The organism is Nonomuraea sp. NPDC049750, from assembly GCF_040659625.1.
Taxonomy (GTDB): domain Bacteria; phylum Actinomycetota; class Actinomycetes; order Streptosporangiales; family Streptosporangiaceae; genus Nonomuraea.
The window spans coordinates 653316-667017 of the sequence record NZ_JBFANB010000003.1 but is presented as its reverse complement, the minus strand read 5'-3'; the positions used below and the strand labels follow the sequence as shown (position 1 = coordinate 667017).

At 69.7% G+C, this 13702-nt stretch carries 15 protein-coding genes, 1 tRNA gene and 1 riboswitch; of the genes, 12 read left to right on the top strand and 4 right to left on the bottom strand.

The window, feature by feature from the left end:
* Window positions 1-63 precede the first annotated feature (63 nt).
* Window positions 64-768 carry an FCD domain-containing protein gene (locus AB0J16_RS11550; RefSeq protein WP_357943110.1) on the bottom strand — a complete coding sequence of 235 codons (705 nt, stop codon included), beginning with the start codon at window positions 766-768 and terminating at the stop codon, window positions 64-66.
* 108 nt (window positions 769-876) lie between these two features.
* On the opposite strand from AB0J16_RS11550, the gene AB0J16_RS11545 reads away from it, so the two are divergent.
* The 9 genes from AB0J16_RS11545 (at window position 877) to AB0J16_RS11505 (ending at window position 9874) form a co-directional block, all read left to right on the top strand.
* Window positions 877-2253 (top strand): glutamine synthetase family protein, encoded by a 1377-nt coding sequence (locus AB0J16_RS11545; protein WP_358537360.1) that lies wholly within the window; start codon window positions 877-879, stop codon window positions 2251-2253.
* A 5-nt stretch (window positions 2254-2258) separates the two neighbouring features.
* Window positions 2259-3602, top strand: a complete 1344-nt coding sequence (locus AB0J16_RS11540) for an aldehyde dehydrogenase family protein (RefSeq protein WP_358537358.1) — start codon at window positions 2259-2261, stop codon at window positions 3600-3602.
* Between the two features lie 5 nt (window positions 3603-3607).
* Entirely contained in the window at window positions 3608-4372 is a 765-nt protein-coding gene (locus AB0J16_RS11535) for a 3-oxoacyl-ACP reductase (protein ID WP_358537355.1), read from the top strand.
* A 60-nt stretch (window positions 4373-4432) separates the two neighbouring features.
* Window positions 4433-5122 (top strand): gamma-glutamyl-gamma-aminobutyrate hydrolase family protein, encoded by a 690-nt coding sequence (locus tag AB0J16_RS11530; RefSeq protein WP_358537353.1) that lies wholly within the window; start codon window positions 4433-4435, stop codon window positions 5120-5122.
* Between the two features lie 92 nt (window positions 5123-5214).
* A riboswitch (glycine riboswitch) is annotated at window positions 5215-5312 on the top strand.
* Between the two features lie 130 nt (window positions 5313-5442).
* Entirely contained in the window at window positions 5443-6543 is a 1101-nt protein-coding gene (gene gcvT, locus AB0J16_RS11525; protein ID WP_358537351.1) for a glycine cleavage system aminomethyltransferase GcvT, read from the top strand.
* Complete coding sequence (gcvH, locus tag AB0J16_RS11520) at window positions 6540-6929, top strand: glycine cleavage system protein GcvH (RefSeq protein WP_358537349.1); 390 nt, start codon at window positions 6540-6542, stop codon at window positions 6927-6929. Before gcvT ends, gcvH begins: the two co-directional genes overlap by 4 nt.
* Window positions 6930-6981: 52 nt before the next feature.
* A complete protein-coding gene (locus AB0J16_RS11515; RefSeq protein WP_358537347.1) occupies window positions 6982-8358 on the top strand; it encodes an L-serine ammonia-lyase in 1377 nt (458 codons plus the stop codon).
* 96 nt (window positions 8359-8454) lie between these two features.
* Window positions 8455-9327 carry an SDR family NAD(P)-dependent oxidoreductase gene (locus AB0J16_RS11510; RefSeq protein ID WP_358537345.1) on the top strand — a complete coding sequence of 291 codons (873 nt, stop codon included), beginning with the start codon at window positions 8455-8457 and terminating at the stop codon, window positions 9325-9327.
* Between the two features lie 10 nt (window positions 9328-9337).
* Window positions 9338-9874 (top strand): MerR family transcriptional regulator, encoded by a 537-nt coding sequence (locus AB0J16_RS11505; protein WP_358537343.1) that lies wholly within the window; start codon window positions 9338-9340, stop codon window positions 9872-9874.
* On the opposite strand, the gene AB0J16_RS11500 is transcribed toward AB0J16_RS11505, so the two are convergent.
* Together AB0J16_RS11500 and AB0J16_RS11495 are read right to left on the bottom strand one after the other, a co-directional pair.
* The gene (locus tag AB0J16_RS11500; protein WP_358537341.1) at window positions 9860-10378 is read right to left on the bottom strand and encodes a hypothetical protein; all 519 of its coding nucleotides are present in this window, start codon (window positions 10376-10378) and stop codon (window positions 9860-9862) included. The genes AB0J16_RS11505 and AB0J16_RS11500 overlap by 15 nt on opposite strands.
* 58 nt (window positions 10379-10436) lie before the next feature.
* The gene (locus tag AB0J16_RS11495) at window positions 10437-11036 is read right to left on the bottom strand and encodes a DUF6286 domain-containing protein (RefSeq protein WP_358537338.1); all 600 of its coding nucleotides are present in this window, start codon (window positions 11034-11036) and stop codon (window positions 10437-10439) included.
* Window positions 11037-11170: 134 nt separating this feature from the next.
* Here AB0J16_RS11495 and AB0J16_RS11490 point away from each other — a divergent pair, with 134 nt between their 5' ends.
* Window positions 11171-12364, top strand: coding sequence for an amino acid deaminase/aldolase (locus tag AB0J16_RS11490; RefSeq protein ID WP_358537335.1), 1194 nt, complete (start codon window positions 11171-11173; stop codon window positions 12362-12364).
* 208 nt (window positions 12365-12572) lie between these two features.
* Here the strand turns inward: AB0J16_RS11490 and AB0J16_RS11485 are convergent, their stop codons facing one another.
* Window positions 12573-12905: a DUF3618 domain-containing protein gene (locus AB0J16_RS11485; RefSeq protein WP_357942799.1), complete on the bottom strand. Its 333-nt coding sequence runs from the start codon at window positions 12903-12905 to the stop codon at window positions 12573-12575.
* Window positions 12906-13048: 143 nt separating this feature from the next.
* Between AB0J16_RS11485 and bcp the strand changes: the two genes are divergently transcribed.
* Both bcp and AB0J16_RS11475 read left to right on the top strand, forming a co-directional pair.
* A complete protein-coding gene (gene bcp, locus AB0J16_RS11480) occupies window positions 13049-13522 on the top strand; it encodes a thioredoxin-dependent thiol peroxidase (RefSeq protein WP_358537333.1) in 474 nt (157 codons plus the stop codon).
* 90 nt (window positions 13523-13612) lie between these two features.
* Window positions 13613-13695 (top strand) — tRNA-Leu (locus AB0J16_RS11475).
* The last annotated feature ends 7 nt before the right edge of the window (window positions 13696-13702 follow it).

Below are 13702 nucleotides of genomic sequence, written 5' to 3'. Positions count from 1 at the left end.
ACCTTGAAAACGATGCTACGAGGCCAATCGTCATCCCTTGACCATTTGGACCGGGAAACGAACTCAAGACAGGAACGCGCGCAGCAGCGCCGCCGTGCCCTCCAGGTGCTCCGCCACTGCTCGGCGGGCCCCTTCCGGGTCGCCCGCCAGGATGGCCGCCACGATCGCCTCGTGCTGGCGGGCGGAGTGGTCGAGGTTCACCTGGAGCATCGGGATGGCGTTGAGAAGGTCGCTGACCCGCAGGCGCGCGTCGGCGCAGGCGGTGGCCAGCAGGGCGGAGCCGGTCAGCTCGGCGATCGAGAGGTGGAAGGCCGTGTCCAGCCGCCGGTAGTCCCCGATGCCCGCCTTGTTGAGCGCCGCGAGCCGGCCGCGCAGGAGGGAGCGCTGGTCGTCGGTCAGCGTGGCCGCCGCCAGCACCGCCGCCGCACCGCATTCGACCGCCATGCGGAAGGTCAGCGCGTCGGTGAGGTCGGCCGTGCCCATGTCGGCCACGACCCTGCGCAGGTCGCCGCTCTCCGGCGGAGGCGGGGCGTAGGTGACGAACGCGCCGCCGTAGCGGCCGCGCCGTACGTCGAGGTAACCCGCGTCCTGGAGCGCCCGGATCGCCTCGCGCAGCGTCACCCGGCTGATGCCGAGCTGAACGGCCAGCTCACGCTCCGGGGGCAGTTTCCGGCCCGGCGCGACCACGCCGAGCTTGATCGCCTGGAGCAGCCGTTCTACCGTCTCCTCGAAGGCGTTTCCTGCCCTGACCGGCCGTAACACCGTCATCAACCGCGCCGAGTCGTCCAACGTGTCCTCAGGTCTTGACAAGCGATCCCTATATGCACATCAATGGTCTAAGAGTAGCCCAATTAGCGGGAAAGCGAGCGAACTTCTGTGAGCGAGCGAGGTCTTCCACAGCCCGGACCACTGTCCGTCGACGAGTTGCGTGACGAGGTGGCCGCCGGGCGGGTCGACACCGTGCTGCTCGCGCTCGCCGACATGCAGGGCAGGTTGCAGGGCAAGCGCCTGTCGGCGCGCTACTTCCTGAACGAGGTGCTGGGGCACGGCTCGGAGGGCTGCAACTACCTGCTCGCCGTGGACGTGGACATGAACACGGTCGACGGCTACGCGATGTCGTCCTGGGAGCGCGGCTACGGCGATTTCGTGATGAAGCCCGATATTTCCACGTTGCGGTGGGTGCCGTGGCAGGAGGGCACCGTCATGCTCATGGCGGACCTGACCTGGGAGAGCGGCGACGACGTGACCGCCTCGCCGCGGCAGATCCTGCGCGCGCAGCTCGCCCGCCTCGCCGACCGCGGCCTGGCCGCCTTCGTGGGCACCGAGCTGGAGTTCATCGTGTACGAGGACAGCTACGAGGACGCGTGGAAGCGCGCGTACCGCGACATGTCCCCCGCGAACCTCTACAACGTCGACTACTCCCTCCTCGGTACGGCCCGCATCGAACCCCTCCTTCGCCGGATAAGACGGGACATGGAGGGAGCTGGGCTGTACGTCGAGTCCGCCAAGGGCGAGTGCAACCTGGGCCAGCACGAGATCGCCTTCCGCTACGACGAGGCGCTGAAGACCTGCGACAACCATTCCATCTACAAGAACGGCGCCAAGGAGATCGCGGCTCAGGAGGGCAAGTCGATCACCTTCATGGCCAAGCCGAACCAGCGCGAGGGCAACTCCTGCCACATCCACATCTCGTTGCGCAGCGTGGACGGCGACCCGGTAATGGCGGGCGACGGCCCCCACGGGCTGTCCGAGCTCGGTGCCCGCTTCATCGCCGGGCAGCTGGCTCACATGCGCGAGCTCACGCTCTTCTACGCCCCGAACATCAACTCCTACAAACGCTACGTCCCCGGCAGTTTCGCCCCCACGGCCGTCAAGTGGGGCGTGGACAACCGCACCTGCTCGCTCAGGCTCGTCGGCCACGGGGAGTCGCTGCGCATCGAGAACCGGGTGCCGGGCGGCGACGTGAACCCCTACCTCGCGGTGTCGGCGCTGATCGCGGCCGGGCTGCGCGGCATCGACGAGGAGTTGCCGCTGGAGGACGCGTTCGGGGGCAATGCCTACGACTCCGGCGCCGAGACCGTGCCCCACACCTTGCGGGACGCGCTGGCGCTGTTCGAGGGGTCGAAGCTGGCGCGTGAGACGTTCGGCGACGACGTGGTGGCGCACTATGCGAACAACGCCCGGATCGAGCTGGCCGCCTTCGACGCGGCTGTCACGGACTGGGAGCTGTTCCGGGGTTTCGAGCGGATGTGAGCACGATGCAGATCATCAATCCGGCGACGGAGGAGATCCTCGCCGACGTGGAACTGGCCGACGCGGCCGAGGTCGACCGGGCCGTGGAGCGTGCCAGGCGGGCCTATCAGAGCTGGCGCGACGTGGCGCCCGGCGACCGGGCGCGGCTGCTGCGCCGCTTCGCCGACCTGGTGGACGAGCACCGGGACGAGCTGGCCCTGCTGGAGCTCACGAACTCCGGCCACCCGATCGGCAACGCCCGCTGGGAGGCGGGCGCGGTACGCGACGTGCTGCACTTCTACGCCGCCGCCCCCGAGCGCAACCACGGCAAGCAGATCCCGGTGCCCGGCGGCGTGGACATCACCTTCCAGGAGCCGCTGGGCGTGGTGGGCGTGATCGTGCCCTGGAACTTCCCGATGCTCATCATGAGCTGGGGCGTCGCCCCGGCCCTGGCCGCGGGCAACACGGTGATCGTCAAGCCCGCCGAATGGACCCCACTGACCGCGCTGAGGCTGGCCGAGCTGGCCCTCGCCGCGGGCCTCCCCGAGGGGGTGCTCCAGGTGCTGCCTGGGGCAGGGGAGGTCGCGGGGGCCCGCCTGGTCGAGCATCCGCGGGTGGCCAAGATCGTGTTCACCGGCTCGACCGAGGTGGGCAAGGAGATCGCCGCCAAGGCGGCAACCCAGGTAAAGCGGATAACCCTCGAACTAGGCGGCAAATCCGCAAATATCGTGTTTGCGGACTCTGATCTGGAAAAAGCGGCGAAAACGGCGCCGTATGCCGTCTTCGATAACTCCGGCCAGGACTGCTGCGCCCGATCCAGGATCCTGGTGCAGGCGGAGATCTACGACGCGTTCCTGGAGCTGCTGCTGCCGGCCGTACAGAACATCAGAGTCGGCGACCCGCTCGACGAGAGCACCGAGATGGGCCCGCTGATCAGCGCCGAACATCTGGAGCGGGTGCGCGGCTTCATCGACGGCCCGCCGTACCTGCAGGGCGACTGCCCGCAGGGCAAGGGGTTCTGGTTCCCGCCGACGGTCCTGACGCCGGCGCTCACCGATCGGGCGTTCACCGAGGAGATCTTCGGGCCCGTGGTGTCGGTGGTGCCGTTCGCGGACGAGGCGGAGGCGGTGCGGATCGCCAACGACACGCCGTACGGCCTGAGCGGCTCCATCTGGACCCGCGACGTCGGCCGGGCGCTGCGCGTCGCGCGGGCCGTGGAGGCGGGTGCGCTGTCGGTGAACTCGCACTCCTCGGTCCGCCACTGGACGCCGTTCGGCGGCTTCAAGGAGTCCGGCCTCGGCCGGGAGCTGGGCCCGGACGCCCTCATGGCGTTCACCGAGACCAAGAACGTCTTCATCTCAACGGAGTGACACACATGCAGCGTTTGCACAACCGCGTCGCCGTGATCACCGGCGCGGGCGGCGGCATCGGCCTGGCCACCGCGCGGCGGTTCGCCGAAGAGGGTGCCAAGGTGGTCTGCGCCGACGTCGACGAGGAGGCGGGCACCAAGGCCGCCGCCGAGGTGGGCGGGCTCTTCGTCAAGGTCGATGTGACCAGCGAGGACGACGTCGTCCGGATGTTCCGGACGGCGTTCGACACCTATGGCTCCGTCGACATCGCCTTCAACAACGCGGGCATCTCGCCGCCCGAGGACGACTCGATCCTGGAGACCGGCATCGAGGCGTGGCGGCGGGTGCAGGAGGTGAACCTGACGAGCGTCTACCTGTGCTGCAAGCACGCGATCCCGTATATGCGACGGCAGGGCAAGGGCTCGATCATCAACACCGCGTCGTTCGTGGCGGTGATGGGGTCGGCGACGTCGCAGATCTCCTACACGGCCTCGAAGGGCGGGGTGCTCGCGATGTCGCGCGAGCTCGGCGTCCAGTTCGCGCGTGAGGGGATCCGGGTGAACGCGCTGTGCCCGGGGCCGGTCAACACGCCGCTGCTGAAGGAGCTGTTCGCGAAGGACCCCGAGCGGGCCGCTCGGCGCCTGGTGCACGTGCCGGTGGGGCGCTTCGCCGAGGCGTCGGAGATCGCGGCGGCGGTGGCGTTCCTGGCCAGCGACGACGCCTCTTTCATCACGGGCTCGGAGTTCCTCGTCGACGGCGGCATCTCGGGCGCCTACGTCACGCCTCTTTAGGAGCACGTCACGCCTCTTTAGGAAGGGACCTTAAGGAAGGGACCTTAAGGAAGGGAAGTTGTGGAACGACCCGTCATCGGGATCACGTCCTATGTCGAGCCTGCCCGCTACACCGTGTGGGAGCTGCCCGTCGCCCTGCTGCCGTACATGTACGTGGAGCAGGTGGTCCGGGCCGGCGGGCAGCCGGTGATCCTGCCGCCCGCCGGGTCGCCCGCCCGACTGGTGGCGCGGTTGGACGGGTTGATCCTGGCCGGTGGTGGTGACGTCTCGCCCGAGCGGTACGGCCAGGAGCCGCACGACCAGACCGGCTACATCCGGAAATTTCGGGACACGGCGGAGTTCGCGGTGATCGAGGCGGCTCTTGAGGCCGACCTGCCCTATCTCGGGATCTGCCGGGGTATGCAGGTGCTCAACGTCGTGCTCGGCGGGACCCTGCACCAGCATCTGCCCGATGTGGTGGGACACACCGGGCACTCCCCCGCACCCGGCGAGTTCGGCCACCTGCCCGTCCGGCCCGTGGCGGGGACTCTCGTCGGCAAGGCGCTCGGCGCCGAGCCGGCGACCGTGCCGCACTACCACCACCAGGCCATCGACCGGCTCGCCCCCAGCCTGACCGTGTCCGCCGTGGCGGACGACGGCACGATCGAGGCGGTGGAGCTGGACTACAGGACGTTCGCCATGGCCGTGCAGTGGCATCCGGAGGCGGCGAAGGACTGCGCGCTGTTCGAGGCGCTCGTCGCCGCCTGCTGAACCGCCCCCGGTACAGCCCTTTTGGCCCCAAGCGGCCGGATCCGCACGCGACAACTCCCCCATAACAGCACTAGGCTTGCGGACATCACCGTCGAAACCGTGCGGGAGAGCGTCCTGGCATCCGGCCAGGTCCCCTGAAGGAGCAAGCCCTCCCCGCGAACCTCTCAAGGCAAAGGACCGCACGGACGAGGTGTCCTCTGGAAAGCAGGCCTGGCGGCCTCGCCGAAGGTGAAAGTCCGGCAAATTACGGGCGAAGCTCTCAGGCACCCATGACAGAGGGGGAGGATGTCTGGCATCCGATCCTGCCCTGAGGTGCGCATATGTCACGTCCTACACCGCTCCGAGACGTCCACGAGAGCCTCGGCGCGACATTGACCGATTTCGCCGGGTGGCTGATGCCGCTCCGCTACGGCAGCGAGTCCGCCGAGCACAACGCGGTGCGCCAGGCGGCCGGGCTGTTCGATCTCTCCCACATGGGCGAGATCTTCGTGACCGGGCCTCAGGCGGGCCAGGCGCTCGACTACGCGCTGGTGGGACACCTGTCGGCGCTCGCGCCCGGCCGGGCCCGCTACACCATGATCGTGAACGAGCATGGCGGGGTGCTGGACGACCTGATCGTCTACCGGCTCGGGGACGAGGAGTTCGGCGATGAAGAGTTCATGGTGGTGGCTAACGCCTCCAACTATGAAAAAGTCGGGGAAGAGCTGAAAAATCGCGCCAAGTCGTACAACGCGGTGGTCGAGGATCGCTCGGAGCAGTACGCGCTGATCGCCGTGCAGGGGCCGCGCGCGCAGGAGATCCTCGCCACGCTCACCGACGCCGACCTCGCCGGGCTGAAGTACTACGCGGGCCTGCCCGGTCTGGTCGACGGGCGGCAGGCGCTCATCGCGCGTACCGGCTACACGGGTGAGGACGGGTTCGAGCTGTTCGTGGCCAACCAGGACGCCGTGCCGCTCTGGCACGCGCTGACCGAGGCCGGCCGGCCGTACGGGCTGCGAGCGGCGGGTCTGTCCAGCCGTGACACGCTCAGGCTCGAAGCGGGCATGCCGCTGTACGGCAACGAGCTCGGCGTCGAGCTGACCCCGTTCGACGCGGGGCTGGGCAGAGTGGTGAAATTCGACAAGCCGGGCGACTTCGTCGGCAGGTCGGCGCTGGAGGCGGTCAAGGACACGCCGCCGCGGCGCCGGCTCGTCGGACTGGTCGCTCGGGGTCGCCGGGTGCCGCGCCACGGATACCCGGTGACCAAGGACGGCGCCGTCGTCGGCGAGGTCACCAGCGGGGCACCCTCCCAGACCCTGGGTAAGCCCATCGCCATGGCCTACGTCGACAATGGGGCCGACGCAGGTCTGGCCGTGGACATCCGGGGCAGCCATGAACCTATGGACCTCATTGAGCTGCCCTTTTACAGGAGGAACAAGTGAGCAACATCCCAGACGAGCTGAGCTACACCAAGGAGCACGAGTGGGTGGCCGGGCTCGACGACGGCATCACCGTGACCATCGGCATCACGGCCTACGCGGCCGAGGCGCTGGGTGATGTCGTCTTCGTGCAGCTTCCTGAGGTCGGCTCGACCGTCGAGGCGGGCGACTCCATCGGTGAGGTCGAGTCGACCAAGTCGGTGAGCGAGATCTACACCCCCGTCGGCGGCGAGATCGTCGAGGTCAACCAGGCCGTCGTGGACGATCCGTCGCTGGCCAACAGCGACTCCTACGGCGATGGCTGGATGTTCCGCGTGCGCGTGGAAGGCGACCCCGAGGACCTGCTCACCGCCGAGGAGTATTCGGCGCTCACCTCAGGCGAGTCCTGACCCACCCGCCGGGGTCCTGACGGGCCCCGGCCCTTCTGAAGGGCGCCCATCAATGGCGATCAGCGTCTTCGACCTGTTCAAGATCGGCATCGGCCCGTCGAGCTCGCACACCGGCGGTCCCATGGCCGCCGCGCACCGGTTCGCCCGCGGTCTGCACGACGACGACCTGCTCGCGCGTACGGCCCGCGTCGAGGCGATCCTGTACGGCTCGCTCGGCCTGACCGGCAAGGGCCACGGCAGTGACAAGGCCGTCCTGCTGGGGCTGTCGGGCGAGAAGCCCGAGCTGGTCGACGTGGACTCCATCGACGCGCGCCTGGCCGCGATGCGCGAGTCCGGCACGGTCCGGCTCTACGGCACGCGCGAGATCCCCTTCGTCGTGGGCGAGGACCTCGTCTTCGAGCGCAAGATCTCCCTGCCCGAGCACCCGAACGGCATGCGCTTCACCGCCTTCTCCGAATCGGGCGAGAAGCTGCGGGAGAAGGTCTACTTCTCGGTCGGCGGCGGCTTCGTGGTGGACGAGCAGGCCACCGGCGCCGATCGCATCAAGCCCGACGACACCGTTCTGCCCTACCCCTTCACGACCGGGGATGAGCTGCTCAAGCACTGCTCCAACACGGGCCTGTCCATCTCCGCGCTGATGCTGGAGAACGAGCAGGCGTTCGGCCGCTCCGCCGCCGAGATCCGCGCGCAGATCCTGCACCTGTGGCAGGTCATGTGCGAGTGCGTCGAACGCGGCATCGCCAAGGAGGGCGTGCTGCCGGGCGGCCTCAAGGTCAAGCGCCGCGCGAACCGCCTGCACCGCCGCCTGCAGACCGAGTCGCCGAAGACCGACCCGCTGCACGCCATGGACTGGGTGTCGCTGTTCGCGCTGGCGGTCAACGAGGAGAACGCCGCGGGCGGCCGCATCGTCACCGCCCCCACGAACGGCGCCGCGGGCATCATCCCCGCCGTCCTGACCTATTACTCCCGCTTCATCCCGCACGCCGACGACGACGGCATCGTCCGCTTCTTCCTCACCGCGGCGGCCATCGGCGTCCTGTTCAAGGAGAACGCCTCGATCTCGGGCGCCGAGGTCGGCTGCCAGGGCGAGGTCGGCTCGGCCTGCTCCATGGCCGCCGCGGGCCTCACGGAGGTCCTGGGCGGCACGCCCGAGCAGGTGGAGAACGCGGCGGAGATCGGCATCGAACACAACCTGGGCCTGACCTGCGACCCGGTCGGCGGCCTGGTCCAGATCCCGTGCATCGAGCGCAACGCGGTGGCCTCCATCAAGGCCATCGCCGCGGCCCGCATCGCCCTGCGCGGCGACGGCCAGCACTTCGTCGCCCTGGACCGGGCCATCAAGACGATGCGTGACACGGGACGGGACATGCTGGACAAGTACAAGGAGACCTCGCGCGGCGGCCTCGCGGTCAACGTCATCGAGTGCTGACCCGGGCGCGCTCTGGTTCGAGCGCGCTCGCGTTCGCGTGCTCGCGTTAAAAGCGGGTTTGCGTTCGAGTGCGCTCAAAGCCATAGCGTCGCCGACATGACGACACAGACACAGACACAGACCTGGATCATCACCGGCGCGTCCCGCGGACTCGGGCGCGCACTCGCGGAGGCGGCGCTCGCGGCGGGCGACCACGTGGTGGCGGCGGTACGCCGGCCCGAGAGCGTGGCCGACCTGAAGGCCGCGTACCCGGACGCCTGCCTGATCGCCACGTTCGACGTCCGGGACACCACCGCCGCCGCGGACCTCGTACAGAAGACCCTCGACCACTTCGGGCAGCTCGACGTGCTCGTCAACAACGCGGGCCGGGGCATGGTCGGCGCGGTCGAGGAGATCGGCGACGCGCAGTTGCGTGAGCTGATGGACTTGCACCTGTTCGGCCCGGCCGCACTCGTCCGCGCGGCGCTGCCCGCGATGCACGCGCGGGGCACCGGCACGATCGTGCAGATGAGCAGCCAGGGTGGGCGGATGTCCTTCCCCGGCGTGTCGGCGTACTCCGCGTCGAAGTTCGCCCTCGAAGGCTGGTCCGAGGCCCTGGCCGGGGAGGTCGCGCCGCTCGGGATCCGCGTGATGATCGTCGAGCCCAGCCGGTTCAGGACCGACTTCCACGCCAACGACGTGCTGGAGTTCGTCAAGGAGTCCGAGACCTACCGTGAGCTGCTCGCCAACGTCCGGGCGGACATGGCCGGGGCCGACGGCCTCCAGGAGGGCGACCCGGCGCGGGCGGCCGAGATCATCGTGTCCCTCGCGCACAGTGACGAGGTGCCGCTGCGGCTGCCGCTCGGGCGCGAGGCGGTCGAGCGCATCTCGGGCGCGTACCGGCGCGGCCTGGACGAGGTCGAGCGGTGGGCCGAGACCTCGCGCAGCGCCGACTTCGAGGGTGTCCCAGTCGCGGTACGCCCGATTTAAGCTGGTTGTCATGGCCACCGACGAACTGATGACCAGGGCGCTCGACACGCTCGGGGACGACGGCCCGCTGTCGGTCGAGGCGATCCACCGCCTCACCGACCTGGCCGACGTACCCGAGTCGATGACGATCGCCGAGCTCGCCGACCTGCTCGACATCTCGCCCCACACGCTGCGCTACTACGAGCGGGCCGGGCTGGTCGAGGTGGCCCGCGACGGCAACGGTCATCGCGTCTACGACGCCCAGGCGGTGCGGCGCCTGGTGTTCCTCACCCGGATGCGGCTGTCCGGCATGCCGATGCGCGACCTGCAGCACTACATCTCGCTCGTCGACGCCGGGCAGCACACCACACCCGAGCGGCTCGACCTGCTGATCGAGCATCGCGACACCATCCGCCGCCGGATCCGTGAGCTGACCCTCTCCCTCACGGCCGTCGAGTACAAGATCACCACATATGGGGGCTCGACCGGACCGGACGTTCAGACCTTCGACACCGACCGCGCCGCGGTGCCGTACGAGCCGCCGCGCCGGGCACTACCGGCGGACTGAGGGACACCGTCGGACGTGGACCCGGACCACGGTGCCGACCTCGTCATCGCGGACCTCTCGGCGGATCCGGCTGACGATCTCCCGGTCCAGTTTGTGGACCACCGCGCCGACGTCGGCCGAGGCGGGGCAGCAGAGCGAGATGCGCAGGCGGGCGGCGTCCCCGACCACGCGGGCGCTGACCCCGGTGAGACCCTCCACGTCCTTCAGGCCGATGCAGAGCATGGCCGTGCCCGTGCCGCTGCGGGTGCCGCGGCGGCCCCACCCGAGGCAGAGCAGCAGCCAGCGGAACGTCACCAACGCCAGCACCAGCATGACCAGCGCCACCAGCCACAAGGCCCAGGTCTGGTCGGCGATGGTCTGGGCGGTCTGGTCCGGCAGCACCTTGGCGCGCGGTGACAGGCCCGGCAGCTTGTCCTTGCCGCGCAGCCAGGCGTAGCCGCCCAGGAGCAGCAGCAGCCCGCCGACCACGGCCAGGCCGATCCGGTTGCCCGCGTACTGCCGCATCACAGCCCCCTCCGGTTGCCCACGTACCGCCGCCTCCGGTTGCCTACGTACGGCCGCATCACAGCCCTCTCCGGCGCAGCCGTACGACGACCTCGCCCGCGGCCAGGGTGCCCACGCCCGCCAACCGGTCACCGACCGCGGTGCCGACCTGTTTGAGCATCGAACCGGAGCTCTCCGGGCCGGTGATGACCACGACCTCGATCGTGCGCCTGCGCAGCCGTACCCGCGCTCGTTGCACGCCGTCGACTTCCTGGGCGACGGCCCGCAGCGTACGGCGGAGGCCGGCCCGGGTGATGCCGATGACGATCAGCGGGTCGGACGTCTCGACCGGCACGAGCCTGCACCGGCCGGGTACGGCGGCCAGCAGCAACATCACGACCCCCACGGCCATGGTCACCACGGCGGGCAGGGACAACTGCGCCCAGGCGCGATGGGCCGCGAGGTCGAGGAGGTCGGACACCGGCAGCCAGCCGAGCGGCCGGCCCAGCAGGGCGGAGACCACCTCGGCGGCGCCGAGCCACAGCCCGGCGGTCAGCGTGAGTGCCACGACGGTCCCGGCGGGCGTACGCGCCGGTCTGAGCACCCGGCCCGACCTGCGCAGCGGGCTCTCCTGCGCGACGATCCCGGCGCCGGACAGTATCTGCTGGAGGGTGGTCACAACGCCAGAGGTACACGGACCGGGCATGGCCCGGACCCTGCCCTCGCCGCCGGTTTGCAGGATCATTACGAGGGCCGCAATTAAGATGAACTGCCCTCATATTCATTCGCCCGATATGTCGTTAAGCTGCCTTTATGAACGATCTCCGCCGCTATGACAGCGCTACCAGGGCGCTCGAACCGCCGTTGGCGATCCTCGATCTCGCGGCCATGCGCGCCAACGCGGCCGATCTCGTACGGCGCGCGGCCGGCAAGCCGATCCGGGTGGCGAGCAAGTCGATCCGCTGCCGCTCGGTCATGGAACGCATCCTGGCCATGGACGGTTTCCACGGCATCATGGCCTTCACGCTGCCCGAGGCGCTCTGGCTGGTCGAGCGGGGGTTCACCGACGTACTCGTGGCCTACCCGACGGCGGACAGGCAGGCGCTCGCGACGCTGGCCGGGGACGCGCGGGCGGCCGGTGAGATCACGCTGACCATCGACGCCGCCGAGCATCTCGACTATGTCGACGACGCGGTGGCGGCGGTCCGTTCGCGGTCGGAGATCCGGTTATCGATGGACCTCGACGCGGGATATGTCGCTCTGGGCGGCAGGTTCCGGGCGGGGACCCTGCGCTCCACGATCCGCGAACCCGAGCAGGCCGCCGACCTGGCCGCCGAGATCGCCAAGCGGCCCGGCTTCCGTCTGGCGGGTCTGATGGCGTACGAGGGGCAGATCGCGGGGGTCGGCGATGATCAGCCGGGCAACGCCGCGTATGTCCGGGCCATCCGGATCATGCAGAGCCTGTCGGCCCGCGAGCTGGTCCTGCGCCGCGGCCGCCTCGTGAACGCCGTCCGGCAGGTCTGCGACCTGGAGTTCGTCAACGGCGGCGGCACCGGCTCCATCGAGCGGACCGTGCGGGAGAAGGCGATCACCGAGGTGGCGGCGGGCTCCGGGTTCTTCCATCCGCGGCTCTTCGACTTCTACCGCGCCTTCACCGGCCGGCCGGCCGCGCTGTTCGCGCTCCCGGTCGTGCGGCGGCCGGGGCCGGACGCGGTGACGGTGCTCGGGGGCGGCTATCTGGCCTCCGGGCGGCCGGGGACGAGTCTGCTGCCGCAGCCGTACCTGCCCGCTGGGCTTCGTTACACGCGGGACGAGGGCGCGGGTGAGGTGCAGACGCCGCTGCTCGGTCTGGCGGCCCGGGATCTGCGGGTGGGCGATCGGGTCTGGTTCAGGCACGCCAAGGCGGGCGAGATGTGCGAGCGCTTCAGCGAGCTGCACCTCGTCGACGGCGACACCGTCGTGGAGGCCGCGCCGACGTACCGGGGGGAGGGGCGGACGTTCCTCTGACGCCGGCTCTGGATCCCGGGGAGGTTCGTCACACGACCGTCTCGGCTCCTGTGACGGTCCGTCGTGGCTGGCGTCCCTTGGGCGGGATACCCCCTCCGGGGGAGGGAATGAAGACGGTCCGTCGTGGCTGGCGTCCCTTTGGCGAGATACCCCCTCTGGGGGAGCGGAAGAGGAAGGTCCGTCGTGCCCGGGGCCCCAGGAGGCCGCGTTAGAAGCGGCGGCGACGGCGGCGCCAGAGGGTGATGGCGGCGCCGACCACCAGCACGACCCCCACGCCGATCAGCACCGGCGCCAGGCTGGGCCGCTCCTCGGCCCACAGCTGGTCGGGGTCGTCGGCGTACTCGACGGGGCGCTGCGTCACCCCGAGCGCGTCGCCGACCGAGGTCACCAGATTGCTCGCCCGCGTCTTCACGTCGGCCACCGTGCGCTCGGCGACCCGCTTGGGGCTCACCCGGTCGGCGATGGCGTCGACCGTGTCCGCCAACTCCGCGCGCGTCCGCGCGATCCGCCGCTCCAGCTCGTCGGGATCGGTGTCAGCCATGGCTCTCCTTTCGGCCGCGCTCCGTGCGAGCTCCGCCCGGTGATCGATGAAGCGCTCTTCGCTGATCAGTCTGTCAGGTCGGCGACCCGCCCGGCACTCCGGGCAGGCCGGTAGGTTTTGCACGACGAACTCTGGAGGGCCCCATGACCGAAACCAAGCTCGCGCCCGGCGACGCCGCGCCCGAGTTCACCCTTCCCGCCGCCGACGGCGAGACCGTCTCCCTCGAGACCTACCGCGGCCGGCGGGTGATCCTCTATTTCTACCCCGCCGCGATGACGCCGGGCTGCACCAAGCAGGCGTGCGACTTCCGCGACAACCTCGGCCAGCTGACCGCCGAGGGTTTCGTGGTGCTCGGCGTGTCGAAGGACAAGCCGGCCAAGCTGGTCAAGTTCGCCGAGCGTGACTCGCTCACCTTCCCGCTCCTGTCGGACCCGGAGCTTGACGTGCACAAGGCGTACGGGGCTTACGGCACCAAGAAGCTGTACGGCAAGGAGGTCGTCGGTGTGATCCGCTCGACCTTCGTCATCGACGCCGACGGCAAGATCGAGCAAGCTCTCTACAACGTGAAGGCGACCGGCCACGTGGCGAGCCTGAAGAAGAAGCTCGGCCTGGCTTGAAAGGCCAGGGGCCCGTCCGGTCATGCGACGGGCCCCCAGCGCACTGCCGGGACGCTAAACTCGGCTCAGGCCCGCTCTGGCAGGGGCTGCGCGGGCGTGGCGAAATGGCATACGCGGCAGGTTTAGGTCCTGTTGGTGGCGACACTGTGGGGGTTCGAGTCCCCCCGCCCGCACCTCGGC